General features: G+C 64.0%; 17 protein-coding genes. 5 read left to right on the top strand and 12 right to left on the bottom strand.

The features are described from left to right. Nucleotides 1-5: 5 nt before the first annotated feature. A complete protein-coding gene (locus tag AC3EML_RS16745) occupies nt 6-2051 on the bottom strand; it encodes an oxidoreductase (RefSeq protein WP_352521092.1) in 2046 nt (681 codons plus the stop codon). Between the two features lie 140 nt (nt 2052-2191). On the opposite strand from AC3EML_RS16745, the gene queF reads away from it, so the two are divergent. Further along, complete coding sequence (gene queF, locus AC3EML_RS16740; protein ID WP_023715229.1) at nt 2192-2653, top strand: preQ(1) synthase; 462 nt, start codon at nt 2192-2194, stop codon at nt 2651-2653. Nucleotides 2654-2870: 217 nt separating this feature from the next. Here queF and AC3EML_RS16735 read toward each other — a convergent pair whose 3' ends face one another. The 4 genes from AC3EML_RS16735 to AC3EML_RS16720 all read right to left on the bottom strand — a co-directional run bounded on the left by AC3EML_RS16735 (nt 2871) and on the right by AC3EML_RS16720 (nt 7320). Beyond that, nucleotides 2871-3482 carry a hypothetical protein gene (locus tag AC3EML_RS16735; protein WP_352520919.1) on the bottom strand — a complete coding sequence of 204 codons (612 nt, stop codon included), beginning with the start codon at nt 3480-3482 and terminating at the stop codon, nt 2871-2873. A 4-nt stretch (nt 3483-3486) separates the two neighbouring features. Then, entirely contained in the window at nt 3487-3966 is a 480-nt protein-coding gene (locus AC3EML_RS16730) for a DUF3828 domain-containing protein (RefSeq protein WP_023694426.1), read from the bottom strand. A gap of 92 nt (nt 3967-4058) precedes the next feature. Then, a complete protein-coding gene (locus AC3EML_RS16725; RefSeq protein ID WP_023824540.1) occupies nt 4059-5708 on the bottom strand; it encodes an ABC transporter substrate-binding protein in 1650 nt (549 codons plus the stop codon). A 61-nt stretch (nt 5709-5769) separates the two neighbouring features. Beyond that, a complete protein-coding gene (locus tag AC3EML_RS16720; RefSeq protein WP_352446174.1) occupies nt 5770-7320 on the bottom strand; it encodes a trimethylamine methyltransferase family protein in 1551 nt (516 codons plus the stop codon). Nucleotides 7321-7409: 89 nt separating this feature from the next. On the opposite strand from AC3EML_RS16720, the gene AC3EML_RS16715 reads away from it, so the two are divergent. Beyond that, entirely contained in the window at nt 7410-8312 is a 903-nt protein-coding gene (locus tag AC3EML_RS16715; RefSeq protein ID WP_023671586.1) for a LysR substrate-binding domain-containing protein, read from the top strand. A 274-nt stretch (nt 8313-8586) separates the two neighbouring features. Further along, the gene (gene mutL, locus AC3EML_RS16710; protein ID WP_352520920.1) at nt 8587-10440 is read left to right on the top strand and encodes a DNA mismatch repair endonuclease MutL; all 1854 of its coding nucleotides are present in this window, start codon (nt 8587-8589) and stop codon (nt 10438-10440) included. A gap of 25 nt (nt 10441-10465) precedes the next feature. Here the strand turns inward: mutL and AC3EML_RS16705 are convergent, their stop codons facing one another. After that, nucleotides 10466-11227, bottom strand: coding sequence for a hypothetical protein (locus AC3EML_RS16705; RefSeq protein WP_352520921.1), 762 nt, complete (start codon nt 11225-11227; stop codon nt 10466-10468). 108 nt (nt 11228-11335) lie between these two features. Beyond that, a complete protein-coding gene (locus AC3EML_RS16700) occupies nt 11336-12229 on the bottom strand; it encodes a DMT family transporter (protein WP_352446178.1) in 894 nt (297 codons plus the stop codon). A 113-nt stretch (nt 12230-12342) separates the two neighbouring features. Here AC3EML_RS16700 and AC3EML_RS16695 point away from each other — a divergent pair, with 113 nt between their 5' ends. Beyond that, nucleotides 12343-13248 (top strand): LysR family transcriptional regulator, encoded by a 906-nt coding sequence (locus tag AC3EML_RS16695; protein WP_050588886.1) that lies wholly within the window; start codon nt 12343-12345, stop codon nt 13246-13248. A gap of 17 nt (nt 13249-13265) precedes the next feature. Here the strand turns inward: AC3EML_RS16695 and AC3EML_RS16690 are convergent, their stop codons facing one another. Then, nucleotides 13266-13865: a hypothetical protein gene (locus AC3EML_RS16690; RefSeq protein WP_352520922.1), complete on the bottom strand. Its 600-nt coding sequence runs from the start codon at nt 13863-13865 to the stop codon at nt 13266-13268. Between the two features lie 112 nt (nt 13866-13977). Here AC3EML_RS16690 and AC3EML_RS16685 point away from each other — a divergent pair, with 112 nt between their 5' ends. Then, nucleotides 13978-14208 (top strand): DUF2093 domain-containing protein, encoded by a 231-nt coding sequence (locus AC3EML_RS16685; protein WP_023682940.1) that lies wholly within the window; start codon nt 13978-13980, stop codon nt 14206-14208. A 229-nt stretch (nt 14209-14437) separates the two neighbouring features. Here the strand turns inward: AC3EML_RS16685 and lpxK are convergent, their stop codons facing one another. Genes lpxK through AC3EML_RS16665 form a run of 4 tightly spaced genes read right to left on the bottom strand, consistent with a single transcriptional unit; the run spans nt 14438 to nt 17819 of the window. Then, nucleotides 14438-15466, bottom strand: a complete 1029-nt coding sequence (gene lpxK, locus AC3EML_RS16680) for a tetraacyldisaccharide 4'-kinase (RefSeq protein WP_352520923.1) — start codon at nt 15464-15466, stop codon at nt 14438-14440. Beyond that, nucleotides 15467-16783, bottom strand: coding sequence for a lipid IV(A) 3-deoxy-D-manno-octulosonic acid transferase (waaA, locus tag AC3EML_RS16675; RefSeq protein WP_023671577.1), 1317 nt, complete (start codon nt 16781-16783; stop codon nt 15467-15469). It lies immediately after the preceding gene. Next, the gene (locus AC3EML_RS16670) at nt 16780-17568 is read right to left on the bottom strand and encodes a lysophospholipid acyltransferase family protein (protein WP_023682942.1); all 789 of its coding nucleotides are present in this window, start codon (nt 17566-17568) and stop codon (nt 16780-16782) included. The genes waaA and AC3EML_RS16670 overlap by 4 nt, the downstream gene beginning before the upstream one ends. Nucleotides 17569-17573: 5 nt before the next feature. Beyond that, complete coding sequence (locus AC3EML_RS16665; RefSeq protein WP_023682943.1) at nt 17574-17819, bottom strand: DUF4170 domain-containing protein; 246 nt, start codon at nt 17817-17819, stop codon at nt 17574-17576. Between the last annotated feature and the right edge of the window lie 55 nt (nt 17820-17874).

Below are 17874 nucleotides of genomic sequence, written 5' to 3'. Positions count from 1 at the left end.
AAAGCTCACACCCGCAAGCCGAACCTGATGCCATCATAGATGGCCGCGTGGATGTTGCGCGATGCGACCGCATCGCCGATGCGCAACAGCACGAAGCCGCCTTCGGGATTGCGTGAAGGAAAAATATCGCCGCCGCCGACCAGCCGCTCATAGTCGACCGCTCCACCATTCTTCGACAGCGGTTTCAGCCGGAGATAGAGATCGTCGAGCGGCGCCGTGCCGTGCTCGACCACCACCTGGTCGACCCGCCTCTCGCCGCGCCAGCCATTGGCAAAGTCGGAGGCAAGTTCGGCAACCAGCTGATTACCTTCGCGCCGCACCGAGCGCAGCCTGGTGTTGATGGTGATGGTGACGCCCTTCTCGTGGAAGGCGCGCATATAGGGCACGTGATTCATGCCGCCCATTTCGGGGGCGAAGAAGCGCTCCGGCGAAACCAGCTCCAGTTTTGACCCTGCATTGGCGATCAGCTCCGCCGCGCCCATGCCCTGGTGGCCGCCATTGTCGTCGAAGAGCAGCACGTTCTCCGCCGGCTTGACACTGCCGGCCATGATGTCCCAGCTCGACGTCACGAGATTGTCACCCGATGTCAGCGGCGGGTTCTGCGGCAGGCCGCCGGTGGCGATCACCACCACGTCGGGCGACAGCGCCAGCACATCGTCCTGCTCGGCCCATGTATCGTAGCGGATCCCGACGCCGAGCCGGTCGAGTTCGGCCAGCCGCCAGTCGATGATGCCGATCAGTTCCTTGCGGCGCGGGTTCTGCGTTGCCAGCCGAACCTGGCCGCCGGCCTGACCGGAGGCTTCAAGCACCGTGACATGATGGCCGCGTTCGGCCATCACGCGAGCTGCCTCGAGCCCGCCAGCGCCAGCGCCAACGACAACGACGTTCCGCCTGGGCCCTTCGGTCTTCAGGATGATATGCGGAATCTCGGCCTCGCGGCCGGTCGCGGCATTGTGGACGCACAGCGCCTCGCCGCCTTCATAGATACGATCGAGGCAATAGGTGGCGCCGACGCAAGGCCGGATCTCGTGCTCGCGACCTTCCATGACCTTCTTGATGATGTGCGGGTCGGCGATATGGGCGCGGGTCATGCCGACCATATCGAGCTTGCCGGTCGCGATGGCGTGGCGCGCCGTGGCGACATCGGAAATCCGAGCCGCATGGAAGGTCGGAAATTTCGTTGCCGCCCTCACCTCGCCGGCGAAATCGAGATGCGGGGAAGAGCGCATGCCGGTCACCGGGATAACCTTGGTGAGCGCCGCGTCGCTTTCGATCGAGCCGCGGATGATGTTCAGGAAATCGACCTTGCCGGAATTGGCGAGCCGTCTGGCGATCTCGACGCCCTCCTCCTTCGACAGGCCTTTGTCAAAATCCTCATCGGCGACCATGCGGATGCCGACGACGAATTTTTCGCCGACCGCCGCCCGCACGGCATCCAGCACCATGTCGGTGAAGCGCAGCCGGTTGTCGAGCGAACCGCCGAACTCGTCGTCGCGATGGTTTGTGGCGGGCGACCAGAAGCCGTCCATCAGATGGCCGTAGGATTCGAACTCGATGCCGTCGAGGCCGGCGGCCTGGCAGCGCTGCGCAGCCGACGCATAGTCGGCGACGATGCGCTCGATGTCCCAGTCCTCGATGGTTTTGGGGAACGCGCGGTGCGCCGGCTCACGCACCGGCGAAGCCGACAGCACCGGCAGCCAGTCGGCCTTGTTCCAGCCGGTGCGGCGACCAAGATGGGTGATCTGGATCATCACCTTGCAGTCATGCTCGTGGCAGGCGTCCGCCAGTTCGGCCAGCCACGGCACGATGCGGTCGTCATAGACATGCAGATTGCCAAAGGCGGCCGGGCTGTCGCGCGAGACGATCGCCGAGCCCGCCGTCATGGTCAGCGCCATGCCGCCCTTGGCCTTTTCGGCGTGGTAGAGCCGGTAGCGCTGTTTCGGCATGCCGTCCTCGGAATAGGCCGGCTCGTGGCTGGTCGACATCACCCTGTTCTTCAGCGTCAGGTGTTTGAGCTGGTAAGGCTGGAGAAGCGGGTCGTTGCTGGTCATCATCTTCCTGCCGTTCCAGTTTGTGTCGGAGCAGCGCGCGCTGCTCCAGTTCTTGTCTTAAGCATCGAATTTATCCGAAAATCGCTGCACACTTTTTGATCCGATGCTAATGAGCGCGGAAAATCCCCAGGAAAACCACGATGATCGATACCAAAACCCTCACCCAGCTCGGCGCCCACGTCGGGACGCCACAGAGCCCGGAGACCGCGGTCCTGGAGACCGTGCCGTTCCAGCGCGGCGACGGGCCGCCGGCGATCGTGCGCTTCACCTGCCCGGAATTCACCTCGCTCTGCCCGGTAACCGGACAGCCGGATTTCGCTCATCTCGTCATCGACTACGCACCCGATGCCACCCTTGTGGAATCGAAGTCGCTCAAACTGTTTTTGACTTCGTTTCGCAACCATGGCGCTTTCCATGAAGACTGCACGGTGATGATCGGCCGCCGCATTGTGGCGGCAACGAAGCCGCTGTGGTTGCGCATAGGCGGCTATTGGTATCCGCGCGGCGGCATTCCGATCGATGTCTTCTGGCAGACCGGCGCTCCGCCCGAAGGCGCCTGGTTGCCCGACACCGGCGTTGCCCCCTATCGCGGCCGTGGCTGAAGCTATTTTGCGGACCTTTAGCGGGACAGCGCCCCCTCTGTCCTGCCGGACATCTCCCGCACACGGGGGAGATTGGCCGCCACATAGGCTTTCGCTAATCTCAAATGATGCGAAGCGGGCGAGACGCTGGAACTGCTGATCTCCCCACCCGAGGGGGAGATGTCCGGCAGGACAGAGGGGGGCGCGAAGGATCGCAGGCGCTGACCCTCAATCAACATTATTCGCACTGATACTGGCTGAGCGCCCATTCACCGGTCACCGAAAGCAGATCGGATATCTTCCACTTGCCGTCGACTTTCCTGAATTTCCATTCAAGGCGATGCGGGTTGCCGGCGACGACGAAGGCGACAATGACCTTGGCCTGGTCGCCATTGATCGCTTCGAGTGTCTTCAGGCTCTTATCGATCTCGGCCTTGTCATAGTCGGCATTGTCGAGCGCCATGTTGGGGTCGAGGCATTCGCCCTGCCCGGATTTGCGCAACGCGTCGCTCTTGTCGAGAACGGTTTTTGCCGGGTCGATGAAGTGGCTGCGCTGCGCCGGATCGATCTCCAGCCCCACCTGATCGTAAAATGGCCGCACCACCGCCGTCGGGGATCCCGGCAGAATGGGTGCGGCCGGTGCGGCGTCGGCCGGCGACCACCCAACCGGCGGTGTCGCCGCTTCCACCGCTGTCCCGGGTGGATTTGCGGGCGGTGCTGCGCCGGCCGGTGCCGTCACGGCCGGGGCATTGGCTGGCGGCGGGCCCAACAGGCCTTGTGCCGCGGCTGCGCTCATAGCCACCGCCAGCACGCACATGGGCGACAGCGCCAGGGCAAGACGGCGGAGCACAGGATCACTCCGGCGCTTTGTCGGGCATGCATTCCAGCGCGCTCAGCGTCCAGCTGCTGGTCTTGGAGGTAATGTCGGCGACCTTCCATTTGCCGTCGATTTTCTTCAGCGACCACAGCATTTCGCGTTTGGAATCATCGCCTTCCGCAAAAAGGCTGAAGGTGGCGGTGACTTCGGCCGTATCGCCATTGACGGTCTCGGCCAGCTTCAATGTCTTGGCAATCGACTTCTGGTCGAAATCCTGGGCGTCGAGGCCGGGATCGAAGTCGAGGCAGGCCACTTCGTCGGGCTTGTTCTTCGTTGCCTGGTCGTTGAGATCGAACAGCTTGGTCACCGGCTCGGTGAAGCGGTCGCGGTACTTTGCGTCTCCCTCGAATTTCACTTCAGGCACATAAAAGAACTTGACGGCGTTGGAAGCCGGCCCGGCCAGCACTGTCGCTGGCAAGGCAATCGAAAAGACAGCGGCAAGCACTATCGGTTTCATGCAGGCACTCCGGACGTTTGGCGGCAAGGTGCAATACCAGACATCCTGCATATCGGTTTTTTTGCGGCTCATGAAGCCCCGGCTGCACCGTCTCAGCCATCAAGCCAGACGTTCTGCAGGTCCATCTCGAAGGTCTGGTGGACGCCGTAGTTCTTCACCTTCTTGTTCATGTGGCTGTAGAGCTTCTGCCAGAAGGGTTGAATGATGACGCCGGAATCCTGCAGGATCTGCTCGACATCCTTCATCACCTCACGCCGCTTCTCCACATCGATCAGCGACAGCGCCTGCTTCAGCTTGGCGTCGAAGTCCGGGTTGGAATAGGCCGATTCATTCCAGGCCTCGCCGGTGCGATAACCAAGCGCCAGGACCTGGACGCCAAGCGGGCGCATGTACCAGATGGTCATCGAATAGGGATATTTCGTCCAGTCGTTCCAGAAGGTCGAGCCCGGCAGCACCGTGCGCTTGACCTTGATGCCGGCGTCGCGCAGTTGGCCGGCAATCGCGTCGCCGGTGTTCTTCTGCCAATCGTCCTCGACGGTGATCAGCTCGTGCTCGAAATCGGCCTGCCCAGCGTCGGCCATCAGTTTCTTGGCGCCGGCCGCGTCGCGCGTCTTCTTGGGCAGCGCGAAATATTCAGGATGGATAGGGCTGACATGGTGGTTTTCACCGACCGTCCCTCGCCCGGCATAGCCGAGTTCCAGCACCGCATTGTTGTCGACCGCCATCTGCAGCGCGTTGCGCACCCGCTGGTCGTCATAGGGCTTGTGGGTAACGTTCGTGCGGGCAACCAGCGTGGTTGCCGTCGCAACCTCGGACTTCTCCAGCCCCATCTTATCCAGGATGTCGATGAAGTCGGCCGGCGTCTCGAAATTGAGGTCTATCTCGCCGGATTCGAAGGCGTTGATCGAAGCGTTGAAGTCGGTGCCGTAGTCGATGAACTCGACGCTGTCGAGCGGCGCTTCACCACCCCACCACTTGCCGTTTTCACGACGCTTGACCACCGCCTTCTGGCCGACATCGTAGGAGACCAGTTCGAACGGGCCCGTGCCGATCGGCTTCTTGACCGGGTCGGCGCCTTCGGCGTCGAAATTGCGGTGGACGACGAGCGCGGGATAATCGGTGAGGTTCGGGATCAGCGAAATGTCGGGCGCGCTGAGCGTCAGCTTGACCGTATTGTCGTCGACCTTGGCGATCGCGCCTTCCCTGGCCTTGCCCGACTTTTCGTCGATCAGCCCGCCGACGCGAGCGGCCATGGAGTTGCCGGCGACCTTCTTCTCGCACCAGCGGGTAACATTGAAGACCACGTCATCGGCGTTGAAAGCATTGCCATTGTTCCAGGTGATGCCCTTGCGCACATGCAACGTGTATTCCGTGGCGTCGTCATTGATGTCCCAGCTTTCGAGCAGCACTGGCTCGAAGGTGAATTCCCTGGTGTAGCGGACCAGCGGCTCCAGCCAGCAGCGCGAGATGTTGGCGAGTTCCACCCAGTCATAGGTGCGCGGATCTTTTTGGGCCTTGACCGACATCGATATGTGCAGCGTGCCGCCCTTCTTCGGCTCCTCGGCAAAAGCCTGTCCCGGCGCGGCAAGGCCGATCATGCCGTAGGCCAGCGCCGTCGATGCGCCGAACGCACTTGCCAATGCAAGAAACTCGCGCCGGTCCATACGGCCAGCACGCGTCTCTTGCGCCATCGCCTCGATGGCCGTTGGCACGCGATCGCCATTGCTTTTGAAAAGTGTCATATCTTTCTCCCTTGCGGTTCCCATCGGGTCTTCGCCCGTTATCAACTCATTCGTCGTTCTCTTAGCTAACGCTGTCGGGCAGCCTCTCTTCGCGCTGCGCGATAAAGTCCCTGAGGCCCTCGGCAATGCCCTCATCGAGTTTCGGCTCTTCATAGTCGGCCAGCATGTTGCGGGCTTTCTCGCGGCCGCGCGTGTCGTGGTCCTTCGCCCCTCCAGCCTTCCATTGTTCGTAGGAGTTGAAATCCATGATGGTGGGCATGAAGAATGCCGACTCGTAATGATCGAGCGTGTGCTGGGTGCCGAGGAAATGGCCCTGCGGCCCGACCTCGCGGATCGCCGCCATGGCCTCCTTGAAGTCGTCGAACGGCAGGCCGCCGGCATATTTGTACCAGCCGACAAGCTGCTCGCAGTCGGTGGCGAATTTCGAATAGCCGCAGGTCAGCCCGGCCTCCAACCAGCCGGCGGAGTGCCAAATATAATTGGCGCCGGCGAGGATGGCGGCATGCATCAGCATGTTGGATTCATAGCCGGCCTGGGCGTCGTTGAGCTTGGAGCCGACATGGAAGCCGGAGGTTCGCCAGGGCAGTTTGTATTTCCGCGCCAGCGCGCCCATCAGATACATCATCTGGGCGGCTTCCGGTGTGCCGCCCATCGGCGCGCCGGTCTTCATGTCGACCGTCACCATGAACTGGCCGTAGATTTGCGGCGAACCAGGACGCAGCAGCTGGGTGAAAGCGACACCGGCCAATGCTTCGGCATTGACCTGCGCCACCGCGCCGACGGCCGAGGCCGAAGTCGATGCGCCGCACAGCGCAAAGGGCGCCAGGATCAGCGGCTGATTGCTGCGCGCATAGACCTTCATCGCGTCCAGCATGGTGGCGTCCCACACCAGCGGCGAGTTGCAGTTGGTAATCGACACCAGGACCGGGTTGTCGCGGACGAACTCCTCGCCGAAGACGATGCCGGCCATCGCCATCGTGTCTTCGGCGCGATCTTTGGAAGTAACGATGCCCATGAACGGCTTGTCGGAGTGCTTCAGCGCCGAATGGATGATGTGGAGATGCCGTTTCGGCACCGCGATCTCCATCGGCTCGCAGATGATTGAACTCGACGAATGCAGCGCCGGGGCCATGTAGGCGAGCTTGTGAAAATTGTTGAGGTCTTCAAGCGTGCCATAACGCCGGTTGTTGTCGAGGTCGCGCACGTAAGGCGCGCCATACATCGGCGCGAAGATGGAGTTCTTGCCGCCGACGCTCACGGTGCGCTCGGGATTGCGCGCATTGAGGGTGAACTCGGACGGAACCTTCGCGACCAGTTCCATCAGCAGGCCGCGGTCGATGCGGACGCGTGTCTCGGACACGTCGGCGCCCGCCGCCTTCCACATGGCGATCGCCTCGTCGTCGCGGAACTCGCAACCGACCTCTTCGAGGATGGCGAGTGACTCCTGGTGGATCAGTTCCACCGCCTCGTCCGGGACCATCTGGTAGGTGGGAATCTCGCGGACCAGCGTTGGGAACGAGGTGACGGGGGCGCTCCTCAGCGCCTTGCGTCCGAGGCGACCGCCGCCGCGGCGGTGGGTTTGCTCAGTCAGTTCAGCGGCCGGTGCGTTCATGGAGCCTCCTCATTCCGTCCAACCAAGTTAGCGAGAGGAAATATGGATGTGACGCTGGAAAATCCTGATCTCTTGTATAAGCTCAGCTTATGCGAAGCCTGCGCCACCTCCTGCCCTCGGCCGGCAGCCTGATCGTCTTCGAGGCGGCGGGCCGGCTGTCGAGCTTCACCGCCGCCGGGCGCGAGCTCGGCATGACGCAGGCCGCCGTCTCCTATGCGGTGCGCGGGTTGGAGGAACAGCTTAGCGCGCAGCTGTTCCAGCGCCGCCACCGCCAGGTCGTCCTGACAGAAGCGGGGGAACGCTTCCATGCCGACGTCTCGCTCGGTCTGTCGCATATCCGCAAATCGGCCGAGGATCTGCGCCTGCAGGCGAGCGGCGGCCATGTCACGCTGGCGGCGTCGACCGCCTTCGGCTCGTTCTGGATGATGCCGCGCCTGCAGCAGTTCCGCGACGAACTGCCGGGCATCGACTTGCGCATCCAGACCGCCGACCGTGATCTCGACATCATCGCCGAGGGCATCCCGCTCGCCGTTCGCGGCGGCGAACCGCGCGACTGGGCCGATTATCATTCGCTGCCGCTGGCCGACGAGGAGATTTTTCCGGTGGTTGGCGCCAGCTATCTCGCGAAATTCGGCATGCCAAGGAGCGTCGCGGAGCTGGCGACGCATCGCCTGATCCACCTCGAGGAGCCCTACCGCGAGGCGGCTAGCTGGGACGAATGGTTCCAGTCTGCGGGCGGCAGGCTCGACAACACCGCGCGCGGCCTGCGCATCAACGATTACGGCCTCGTGATCCAGGGCGTCATGGAGGGCCAGGGCATCGCGCTCGGCTGGCGGCATCTGGCCGAACGGCTCCTGGCGTCGGGGCTGCTGGTGCCGGTGACCGACCATGTGCTGAGAACCGGCAAGGCGTTCTATGTGGTTTGGCCGAAGAACCGGGAGTTGAGCGAGAATGCGCGGAAAGTCAGGGACTGGCTGGCGGCGCAGGCTTGAAATCGGTTGCAGCGTAGTCACTATCGCGGAGTTCCTTCACACCCCCTTCTGTCCTGCCCGACATCTCCCCCGCAAGGGGGGAGATTGGCAGTTCATATGTCGCGTCACCCTTCAAGCATTGAAGATTGGCGAAAGCCGTCGTGACATCTGATCTCCCTCCTTGCGGGGGAGATGGCCGGCAGGCCAGAGGGGGGTGCTGTCCCGCTGGCATCTCCAATGTCCGGCATTCATTGAAGCCTTCCGCACACCCTTCGAATCCGCCTATAATACCCCCATGCCCATTCGCCAGCTTTCCGAAACGATGATCAACCAGATCGCCGCCGGCGAAGTCATCGAGCGTCCGGCGAGCGTGGTGAAGGAACTGGTCGAAAACGCGCTCGACGCCGGCGCCTCCCGCGTCGAGGTCGTCACTGCCGGCGGCGGGCTGAACCTGATCCGCGTCACCGATGACGGCTCCGGTATCCCCGAACAGGAACTGGCGCTGGCCATTGCGCGCCACTGCACCTCGAAACTTGCCGACAACATTCATGATATCAGCTCGCTCGGGTTCCGTGGCGAGGCATTGCCGTCAATTGGTTCGGTGTCGCGACTGTCGGTTCGCTCGCGCACGGCCGCAGGCGACGCTGCAGCCGAGATCGCCATCGAAGGCGGCCGCGTTTCGGCGGTCAAACCGGCGGCGGCCAACCGCGGCACCACGGTCGAGGTGCGCGACCTGTTCTTCGCCACGCCGGCCCGGCTCAAGTTCATGAAGGGCGAGCGCGCCGAAAGCTCCGCCACCAGCGACGTGCTCAAGCGCATCGCCATCGCCTTCCCCGCCGTGCGCTTCACGCTGGCCGGCTCGGACCGCTCGACGCTGGAATTGCCGGCGACCGATGACAGTACCGAGGGCAGCCTGCGCCGCGTCGCTCAGGTGATGGGCGCCGAGTTTCCCGACAATTCCATCGCTATCGACGCCAGCCGGGACGGCGTGCACCTGACCGGCCACGTCTCGATCCCGTCCTTCACCCGCGCCAACGCGCTGCAGCAATATGCCTATGTCAACGGCCGGCCAGTGCGCGACAAGCTGATCGCCGGCGCCATTCGCGGCGCTTTCGCCGATGTGCTGCCGCGCGACCGGCACGCGGTGACCGTGCTGTTCCTGACGCTCGATCCGGCGACCGTCGACGTCAACGTCCACCCAGCCAAGGCCGATGTGCGCTTTCGCGACCCCGGCCTGGTGCGCGGGCTGATCGTCGGCGCCATTCGCGAGGCGCTGGCCAATGCCGGCATCCGCGCCGCCACCAGCGGGGCCGCCGGGATGGTGGCGGCGTTCCGGCCGGGAGCCGCCTCCTACGCCCATGCGGGTCCTGCCAACGGTCATCGCAGTTATGACGCGGCCTACCGGGCCTCGGGCTTTTCGGGCTTTGACCGCTCGCCACAGCGGCCGCTGGATATGGGATTTGACGGCGCCGGCTTCCGCGAAAACGACCAGGCTGCATTCGACGCCGGTCCGCTCGCCAGCGCCGATGCGCGTGCCGGCTTAGCCGAGCCGGCCGAGACGCTGCTCGGCACCGCGCTGGGCGCCGCCCGCGCGCAGGTCCACGAGAACTACATCGTCGCCCAGACGAGGGATTCGCTTGTCATCGTCGACCAGCACGCCGCGCATGAGCGGCTGGTCTACGAGGCGTTGAAGAATGCCCTGCACTCGCGCGCGGTGCCCTCGCAGATGCTGCTCTTGCCGGAGATCGTCGACCTGCCGGAGGAGGACGCCGAGCGGCTGGCCATGCATTCCGAAACGCTGGCCCGGTTCGGCCTCGGCATTGAGCGTTTCGGTCCCGGCGCGGTGGCGGTGCGCGAGACGCCGTCGATGCTCGGCGAAACCAATGTCCAGCAATTGGTGCGTGATCTTGCCGACGAGATCGCCGACAACGACACGATCGAGACGCTGAAGGAACGACTGGACAAGATCGCCGCCACCATGGCCTGCCATGGCTCGGTGCGCTCCGGCCGGCTGCTTAAGGCCGAGGAGATGAACGCACTGCTGCGACAGATGGAGGCGACTCCCGGCTCCGGCACCTGCAACCACGGCCGCCCGACCTATATCGAACTCAAGCTCGCCGATATCGAGCGGTTGTTCGGAAGGCGGTGAGCACAAGCCAGGTCAGGCCACACGCTCAATTCACCAACAGGCGATAATCCTTGAACCTATGAGAGAAAACGTAATCCCTTGAGTAGCCGGCGCTACCGCCGCGAAAATTCACGGAGATTATCTCGAAGCTTCTCCCAACCTGTTTTTGAACATTCATGTAGATGGGAGTCATCAGCATGCCGGCATCGCAATCGTCGTCATCGAAAGCGATCTCCTGAACGACCTTCTTTTTCTTCTTATCGATGACCCGCAATTTATTTATGCAGACGAGAAAGCCCGCTTTCTCGTAGACCCCGGCAAATCTGTGGGTGGCTGTCTGCGCCCAGAAGGGAATCTCGACGGTGCCGTCAACCTTCGCCTCGCCGGTATCATCGAGGCTTGCGACCTTCTTCAGCGTGATCGGGAACTTGTCCGAGCCCTTGCTCCAAGTCCCTGTTGCGCCGCTTTCGCCAAGGTCGAGAGAAAACGGACATCCGGCGGTGCCAACGGGCGTTTTCGATCCCATGACCAGCACCCGGTCGAACTCCCTGTCGTCCGCAATCTCGCAAAGGAAGAGGCTGGTGCCACTGATCTTGCCGTACACCGCTATCGGGCTTTGCTTCGCGTCGTAGAAATAGCTCCCCTCGACCGTAATCCCGCTGCCGAAACTGTCATATCTCTGCAGCGATAGGTGGACGGGGTTAGGTCCGATGGAGCCTTCGTAGTTTTCGACCTGATACCAGCCCGCGGCGGCTTTCCCGGTCAGCAGCAAAACGCAAAACATTGCCGATATGAACAGTCTTCCCATTCCGTCCCCCAGTGAAGGCAGCGTACCATAGCTGTCCTTCCTCTGGGTATCTGCATTCTGATGGAAGCGGTTCCCGGTTTGAGTCCGAAAACAGCTCCAATCATTGTTTTAACGCTTCAAATTCACCACGATGACGCCGCCGAGCGCCAGCGCACCGCCGATTATGCCGAGCAGCGTCGGCACTTCGCCCAGCCAGAAGAAGCCGATCAGGGCTGACATGGGCGAGACCAGATAGAGGAAGTTCGAGGCGCGTGCTGCCGGGAGGCGCGACAGTGCGGTTGCCCATGCGGCATAGGCGATCAGGCTGGGCACGATGCCAAGAAAGATCACGGCGCCGATACCGGCCGTGTTGGCGGCCGCGGCCTGCGCAAAGCCGCTTGGCAGAAAGGGTGCCAGGCAAAGCGCGCCAAGGATCATGTTGGAGGCCGAAATGGTCAGCGGGTGATGGCGGGCAAAGAGCGGCTTCTGGATGATCGTGTTGACGGCCGAGCACAGCGCGGAGCCAAGAACCAGCAGCGCGCCGGTGTCGAAACTCAAGCCATTGCCGTCGGCCACGGCGATGATGCCGATGCCGGCGAAAGAAATCGCCGTGCCGAACCAGGCCCAGCTTGAGAAGCGCTCGCCGAGCAATGCCATTGCCATGATGGCGGTGAAGATCGGGCTGACATTGATGATGAAACCGGCGGCACCCGCCGAAACCGTCAATTCGCCGAAATTGAGCATGACAGTGTAGAGCGCGACGAAGATGGCGCCGCCAAAGACCAGGCGCCACACTTCGTCGAGCCTCGGCAGCGCCGGGCGCTTGACGGCAAGAAAGATCGCCGCCGGCACCGCGGCAATGGCAAAGCGCAGCGCACCGAGTTCCAGCGGCCCGAATGCGGCGAGGCCGGCACGGATCGCCGGAAAGGCCGAGGCCCAGCCAACCACCGTCAACGCCACGGCGATGGCCGCCGTGGTGTCCATCCGCTGTGTCGGATTCGACATGCTGGTCGTTGCGCTCATCTGCCTGTCCTCGGGTTCCCAGAGTGTTGAAAGGCAGAAAGCGCCTTTTCGGCGCGGTTGACAAACGATCAAATCGAGGATCACCTGTGACTGTGGATCACAGCTCAGACACAATGGTGCCGCTCGAGACCCTGCGCGCCTTCGATGCGGCGGCGCGAACGGGGAGCTTTTCGGCCGCGGCCGAGAAGCTCAACATCACCCACGGCGCCGTCAGCCGGCAGATCGCCAAGCTGGAAGACTGGCTGGGCCTGAAAGTGTTCGACCGCGGCGCGCGCGGCGTCTCGCTGACCATCGAGGGCAACCGCCTGCATCTGCGCACGGCGGAAGCCTTTGCGCTGATCTCCAGCCATTCCGACCGCTGGGTCGAGCCGCGCGGCACCGCCGTGGTGCGGCTGACCTCGATACCCTCCGTCAGCGGGCTGTGGCTGATGCCACGCATGGCGGCGCTGGAGAACAATCCCACCAAGCTGCGCATCGTGCTCGACGTCGACATCCGCCAAGCCGACCTTGCCGATGAAGGCATCGACCTGTCGGTCCGCTGCGGCCGCGGCGGCATTCCGGGCCGCATCTCGGTGAAGCTGTTCGAGGAACATGTCTTTCCCGTCGCCGCGCCCGGCCTTGCCCGCGAGATCGGCCGCGGCGACCCGGCCCGGCTGCTGAGGTTTCCACTGATCAACGATTCCGACGCCTCCGGCTGGCGTGCCTGGTTTGCCGCGCAAGGGATGGACTACCGCCCGCGCCCGCAGGATCGCCGCTTCGAGGACTATAATCTGGTGCTCGACGCTGCCGCCTATGGGCTCGGCATCGCGCTGGCACGGCCGCCGCTGACCGGACACCAGTTGGAGGCAGGCCGCATCGTCGCCGTCGACGAGCGCACGGCGCTGAACCCGGTGTCGTACTGGCTCGACCGGCCGCTGGGGCGGCCGCGCATGGCTGCCGCCGAACTTTCACGCCGTATCGCTGTCGAGGCGGGGCTGGCGATGGACAAGATGGAAGCATTCCTCGAAGCCGAGCGATAGCGGCGATCGTTCGGTGCTCAGCGAAGCACCAGCAGGGCTAGCCCGACAATGGCGACGGCCAGAAACCCGGTTGCCAGCGCCATCAGACCGACACGCGTCTGCTGTCGGCCTTCCGGCTGGGCCGCATCATTCGGCCCAGACGTCGCCTGCTCCCGCTTCATTGGCATATCGGTGGTGGCAGCGCGGCGCTGCGGCGAAACCACGGGTGCGAGAAGCGCAAACCAGGGCAGTCCTGCGGGCTTTGCGGCAGCGCCATCTTCGGCCCTTGCCGGCGGCAGCGGCAGACCGCGCTGTGTGTCGTCATTTGCCGGCGAGACCGCAACGACCCTTGTCGGCGCGACCTTGTCTGGCGCCTCGACGCCAGGTTCAGCAAGGGCCAGATAGGCTTGCAGGACCTCGGCAGAACCCGTCTGCTGCCCCTTTGCGGTGGCTGCGGACAACAGCGCCTGCAGCGCCGGCGCCGGTGCCTGCTGCAAAGGCGCGCCGGACGGCGTCGGCGGCTGCACCAGCGCCTTTATAAGTGCTGCTTTCGCCGGATCGGCCTTCGCCGACGGCAACGCTGCCAATATCATGGCCTCACGCAGCAGCGCGGTCAGGCGGGCGGATGAAATGTCCATACCGGTCCCATAAGAATGGTTTGGAGCGACAATAGCGCCTCAGCATTGCGTCAAGCTTGACCTTGCCGGCAATTTATGGCGATGAAATCAGCATGAACCTTGGCACCACTCCATGAACCGCTTCGAAGGCCCCGGCGGCAAGGAAGCCCGTATCCGCTATCTCGACGGCGACTTCCAGGTCACCAGCCCCGGCGCCTTCGTGCGCTGCGCGGTGACCGGCGAGAGCATTCCGCTGGACGAGCTCAAATATTGGAGCGTCGCCAGGCAGGAGCCCTATGTCAGCGCCGCCGCCTCGCTGCGCCGCGAGATCGAGATGCATCCGGACCTGCGCAGCCGGGGTTAAAGGCGCGCACAGAGCCGTTGGTCGTGTTCCTTCACACCCCCCTCTGTCCTGCCGGACATCTCCCCCGCAACGGGGGAGATTGGATGATCATCTTTGCTTTCGCCAAATCACCAGCGTTGCAGAATGAGCGCCATTGGCAAAGCTGCTGATCTCCCTCCTTGCGGGGGAGATGGCCGGCAGGCCAGAGGGGGGTGCTGTCCGCCAGCATCTCCGCGTGACGCTGCACGCCCTACCCTCGCAGCTTCCGCTGTCTCCAGGCATCCAGCGTCTCGTCGATGATGCGCTCCGGCACAGTGTCGAGTTCGAACGTGGCGTCGATCTCCAGCACGGCGAGTTCAGCGAGGAAATCGGCCGGGGCAGCGCCGTGGCGCAGCCGGGCGGCGTCCTTGGCGGTGGTGACGAGGCCCAGTCCATCGCGGCGCGCGGTTGCCGCCAGTTCCGCGAGTTCATCAGGGGCATAGAAGTGATGGTCCGGAAACGACCGGCTCAGCGCCACTTCCGCACCGGTGCCGCGCAGCGTGTCGAAGAATTTTTCGGGGTGGCCGATGCCGGCAAAGGCGAGGAACCGCCGGCCGGCGAACCGCTCCTTGGCCGCGGGCTCGGCATGCGCCTCGAAGATCGGCCGGCCGGCGCGCGCCGCTTGGCGCACGACCTGGTCGGCGGCGGTGCCCTCGCCCATCTTCAACAGCCCATCGGTGAACACCAGTTGGTCGACGACGTTGGCGCGCAGCGGCCCACCCGGAATGACGCGGCCATTGCCGATGCCGTAGCGGGCGTCGACGACGACCAGCGCATAATCAATATGGATGCGCGCGCTCTGAAAACCGTCATCCATGATCAGGAAATCGCAGCCATGGGCTTCCATGAGCAGCTTGGCGCCGGCGGCGCGGTTCGGGCTTACCGCAACCGGCGCGTGCTCGGCCAGAAGCAGCGGCTCGTCGCCGACATGCTTGGCGGCGTCGTGACTGGCATCGACGACATGCGGCTGCGCAAACGAGCCGCCATGGCCGCGCGACAGGAATCCGGGATTGAGCTGCATGCGCCTGGCCTGCTTGGCCAGCGCGATGGCGACCGGCGTCTTGCCGCTGCCGCCGACGGTGAAGTTGCCGACGCAAAGCACTGGCGCGTCGATCTTTTGACGTATCGCCCGATGCATATGGCGGCCGGCGACCATGCCATAGACCGCTGATAGCGGCGACAGCGCAAAGACCCGCCAGTCCGGCGCTTCCCACCAGAAAGGTGGTGCTTCCGACGCCACCTATCGCCCGTCGGCGCCCTTCAGGCGCGACTTGACGATCAATGGCTGGATATAAGGCTCGAGCGACTTCAGCGTGTGCGCCAGCGCACCGCGCATCTGGTCGACTGTGGCGGCACCGGCCGCCATCATCTCATGGCGCGCAACTTCATTGCTCAGCAGGAAATTGACGGCGCCGGCCAGCATGTCGCGGTCGCGCACCAGCTTGGCGCCGCCACTGTCGAGCAGGCGCTGATAGGCCTCGCGAAAATTCTGGACGTTGCGGCCGGCCAGCACAGCGGTGTCGAGCATGGCCGGCTCCAGCGGATTCTGGCCGCCTTCCGAGGTCAGCGAGCGGCCGACAAAGGCGATTTCCGTCAGCCGGAGATAAAGCCCCATCTCGCCGATCGTATCGCCAAGGAGGATATCGGTGTCGGCGGTGATCCGGTCCCCCTTGCTGCGCCGCGCCAGCTTCAGGCCCATGCCGGAAATCTGTGCTGCCAGCGCTTCGGCGCGGTCGGGATGGCGCGGGACGATGATTGTCAGCAGGCCATGGTGGCGCTTGTAGAGCGTGGCGTGGACTTCCGCGGCGACCACCTCCTCGCCGTCATGGGTCGAAATTGCCGCCCAGGTCGGGCGGCCGGCGATCTGGCGCTTCAGCGTCGCCAGCGCCCGTTCGTCGACGGGCGGCGGCAAGGTGTCGACCTTGAGGTTGCCGGACACGGTGACCGGCCGGGCGCCAAGCGCGCGAAACCGTTCGCCGTCGACATCCGACTGGGCAACGACATGTGCGAGGTTCTCGAACAGCGCCTCGGCGATGTTGGCGCGCTTCTTCCAGGATTTGAACGAACGGTCGGACAGCCGGCCGTTGACCAGCACCTGCGGCACGTGTCGGGCGCCGAGCTCGAGGATGGTCATCGGCCATATCTCGGATTCGGCGATGATCGCCAGGTCCGGCCGCCAGTGATCGAGAAAGCGGCTGACGGCCGGCTTCAGGTCGAGCGGAACATATTGGTGGATGATGCGGTCGCCCAGCCGTTCGTCGGCAACCTGCGCCGAAGTGACGGTGCCCGTCGTCAGCACGATGTTGACACCGTAGTCGAGGATGCTTTGCACCAGCGGCACGACCGCAAGGGTCTCGCCGACGCTTGCCGCATGGATCCAGATCACCGGCCCTTCAGGGCGCGGCCGCCCGGCAACGCCGTAGCGCTCACGGCTGCGGCTGCGGTCTTCCTTGCCCTGCGATGTGCGCCAGGCGACATAGGGACCCATCAGCGGATAGGCGGCGGCACCGGCAAGGCGGTACGCCGCCAGGAAGGCGCGCGCCCAGCCGACGCTCATGGCCTGCCGTCCACGAGCCGATAGGCCTCGGCGGTCGCGGCATTGAGCGCGGCCGTGACTTCCTGGCGCTTGCGCTCCATTTCGGCCTCGTCGGCATTGGCCGGCACGAAAACCGGCGTTCCGATGACGATCGAGGAGCGGCCGAACGGCAGGTTGATGGTGGTCTTGTCCCAGCTTCTTTCCAGCACCTTGCGGCGGCTGGTGGCGATGGCGGCAGGCATGATCGGCCGGCCGGAAAGGCGTGCCAGCAGAACGATACCAAGCCCCGCGTCGCGCGGCGTGCCGTGGGGAATGTCGGCGATCATGGCGACGTTCTTGCCGGCGACGAGTGACTTTTTCAGGGCGATGAGCGCCTTGGCGCCGCCCTTGTCGAGATGCTTCGTGCTTTCACGCCCGCCGGAGCCGCGCACCGCCTCGATGCCGAATTTTTCGATCATCAGCGCGTTGAGTTCGGCGTCGGCGCTGCGCGAGACCATGGCGACCAGCGGCCGTCCCTTGGGATAATAGGCTGGGGTCAGCAGATGCTGGCCATGCCAGAGCGCGATGATGCCGGGTTCGAATTCGGCGTAGTCGCCGCCTGAAAATTTAGCCGAGCCTTCGACCACGCGGTTGGTCAGGCGCACCAGGCGGACGAACTGGGCGAGCAGGCTGACGATCATGCTCTTGACGATTCGCGACTGCGCCAACGGCTCGCGGATCTTGCGCCAGAATGTCTTCGAACTGCCGCCGCGTCTTCTTCGGACCGCGGCGCCGGTGGGCTGCCCTTTCACCGCTTCATGCTCCATCGCTGTCAACCGGCGGCCTTGCTTTCAGGGTCGAGCAGCCGGTGCAGATGGACGACGAAATAGCGCATATGGGCATTGTCCACGCTGGCTTGCGCCTTTGCCTTCCACGCGGTGTGCGCGGTTTGATAGTCCGGATAAACGCCAACGATGTCGAGCGCGTCGAGATCGCGGAACTCGGTGCCTCCCAGCTTCTTCAGCTCGCCGCCGAACACCAGGTGCAAAAGCTGTTTCTTTCCGTCTTCCGCGGCCATTTCGGTCCTTCACATATTGTGAGTTTGCGACAGGTCTAGCCCAAAGCTGCCGACT

This window comes from Mesorhizobium sp. P170090 (genome assembly GCF_057786115.1).
This window is presented reverse-complemented; position numbering and strand designations above follow the sequence as displayed.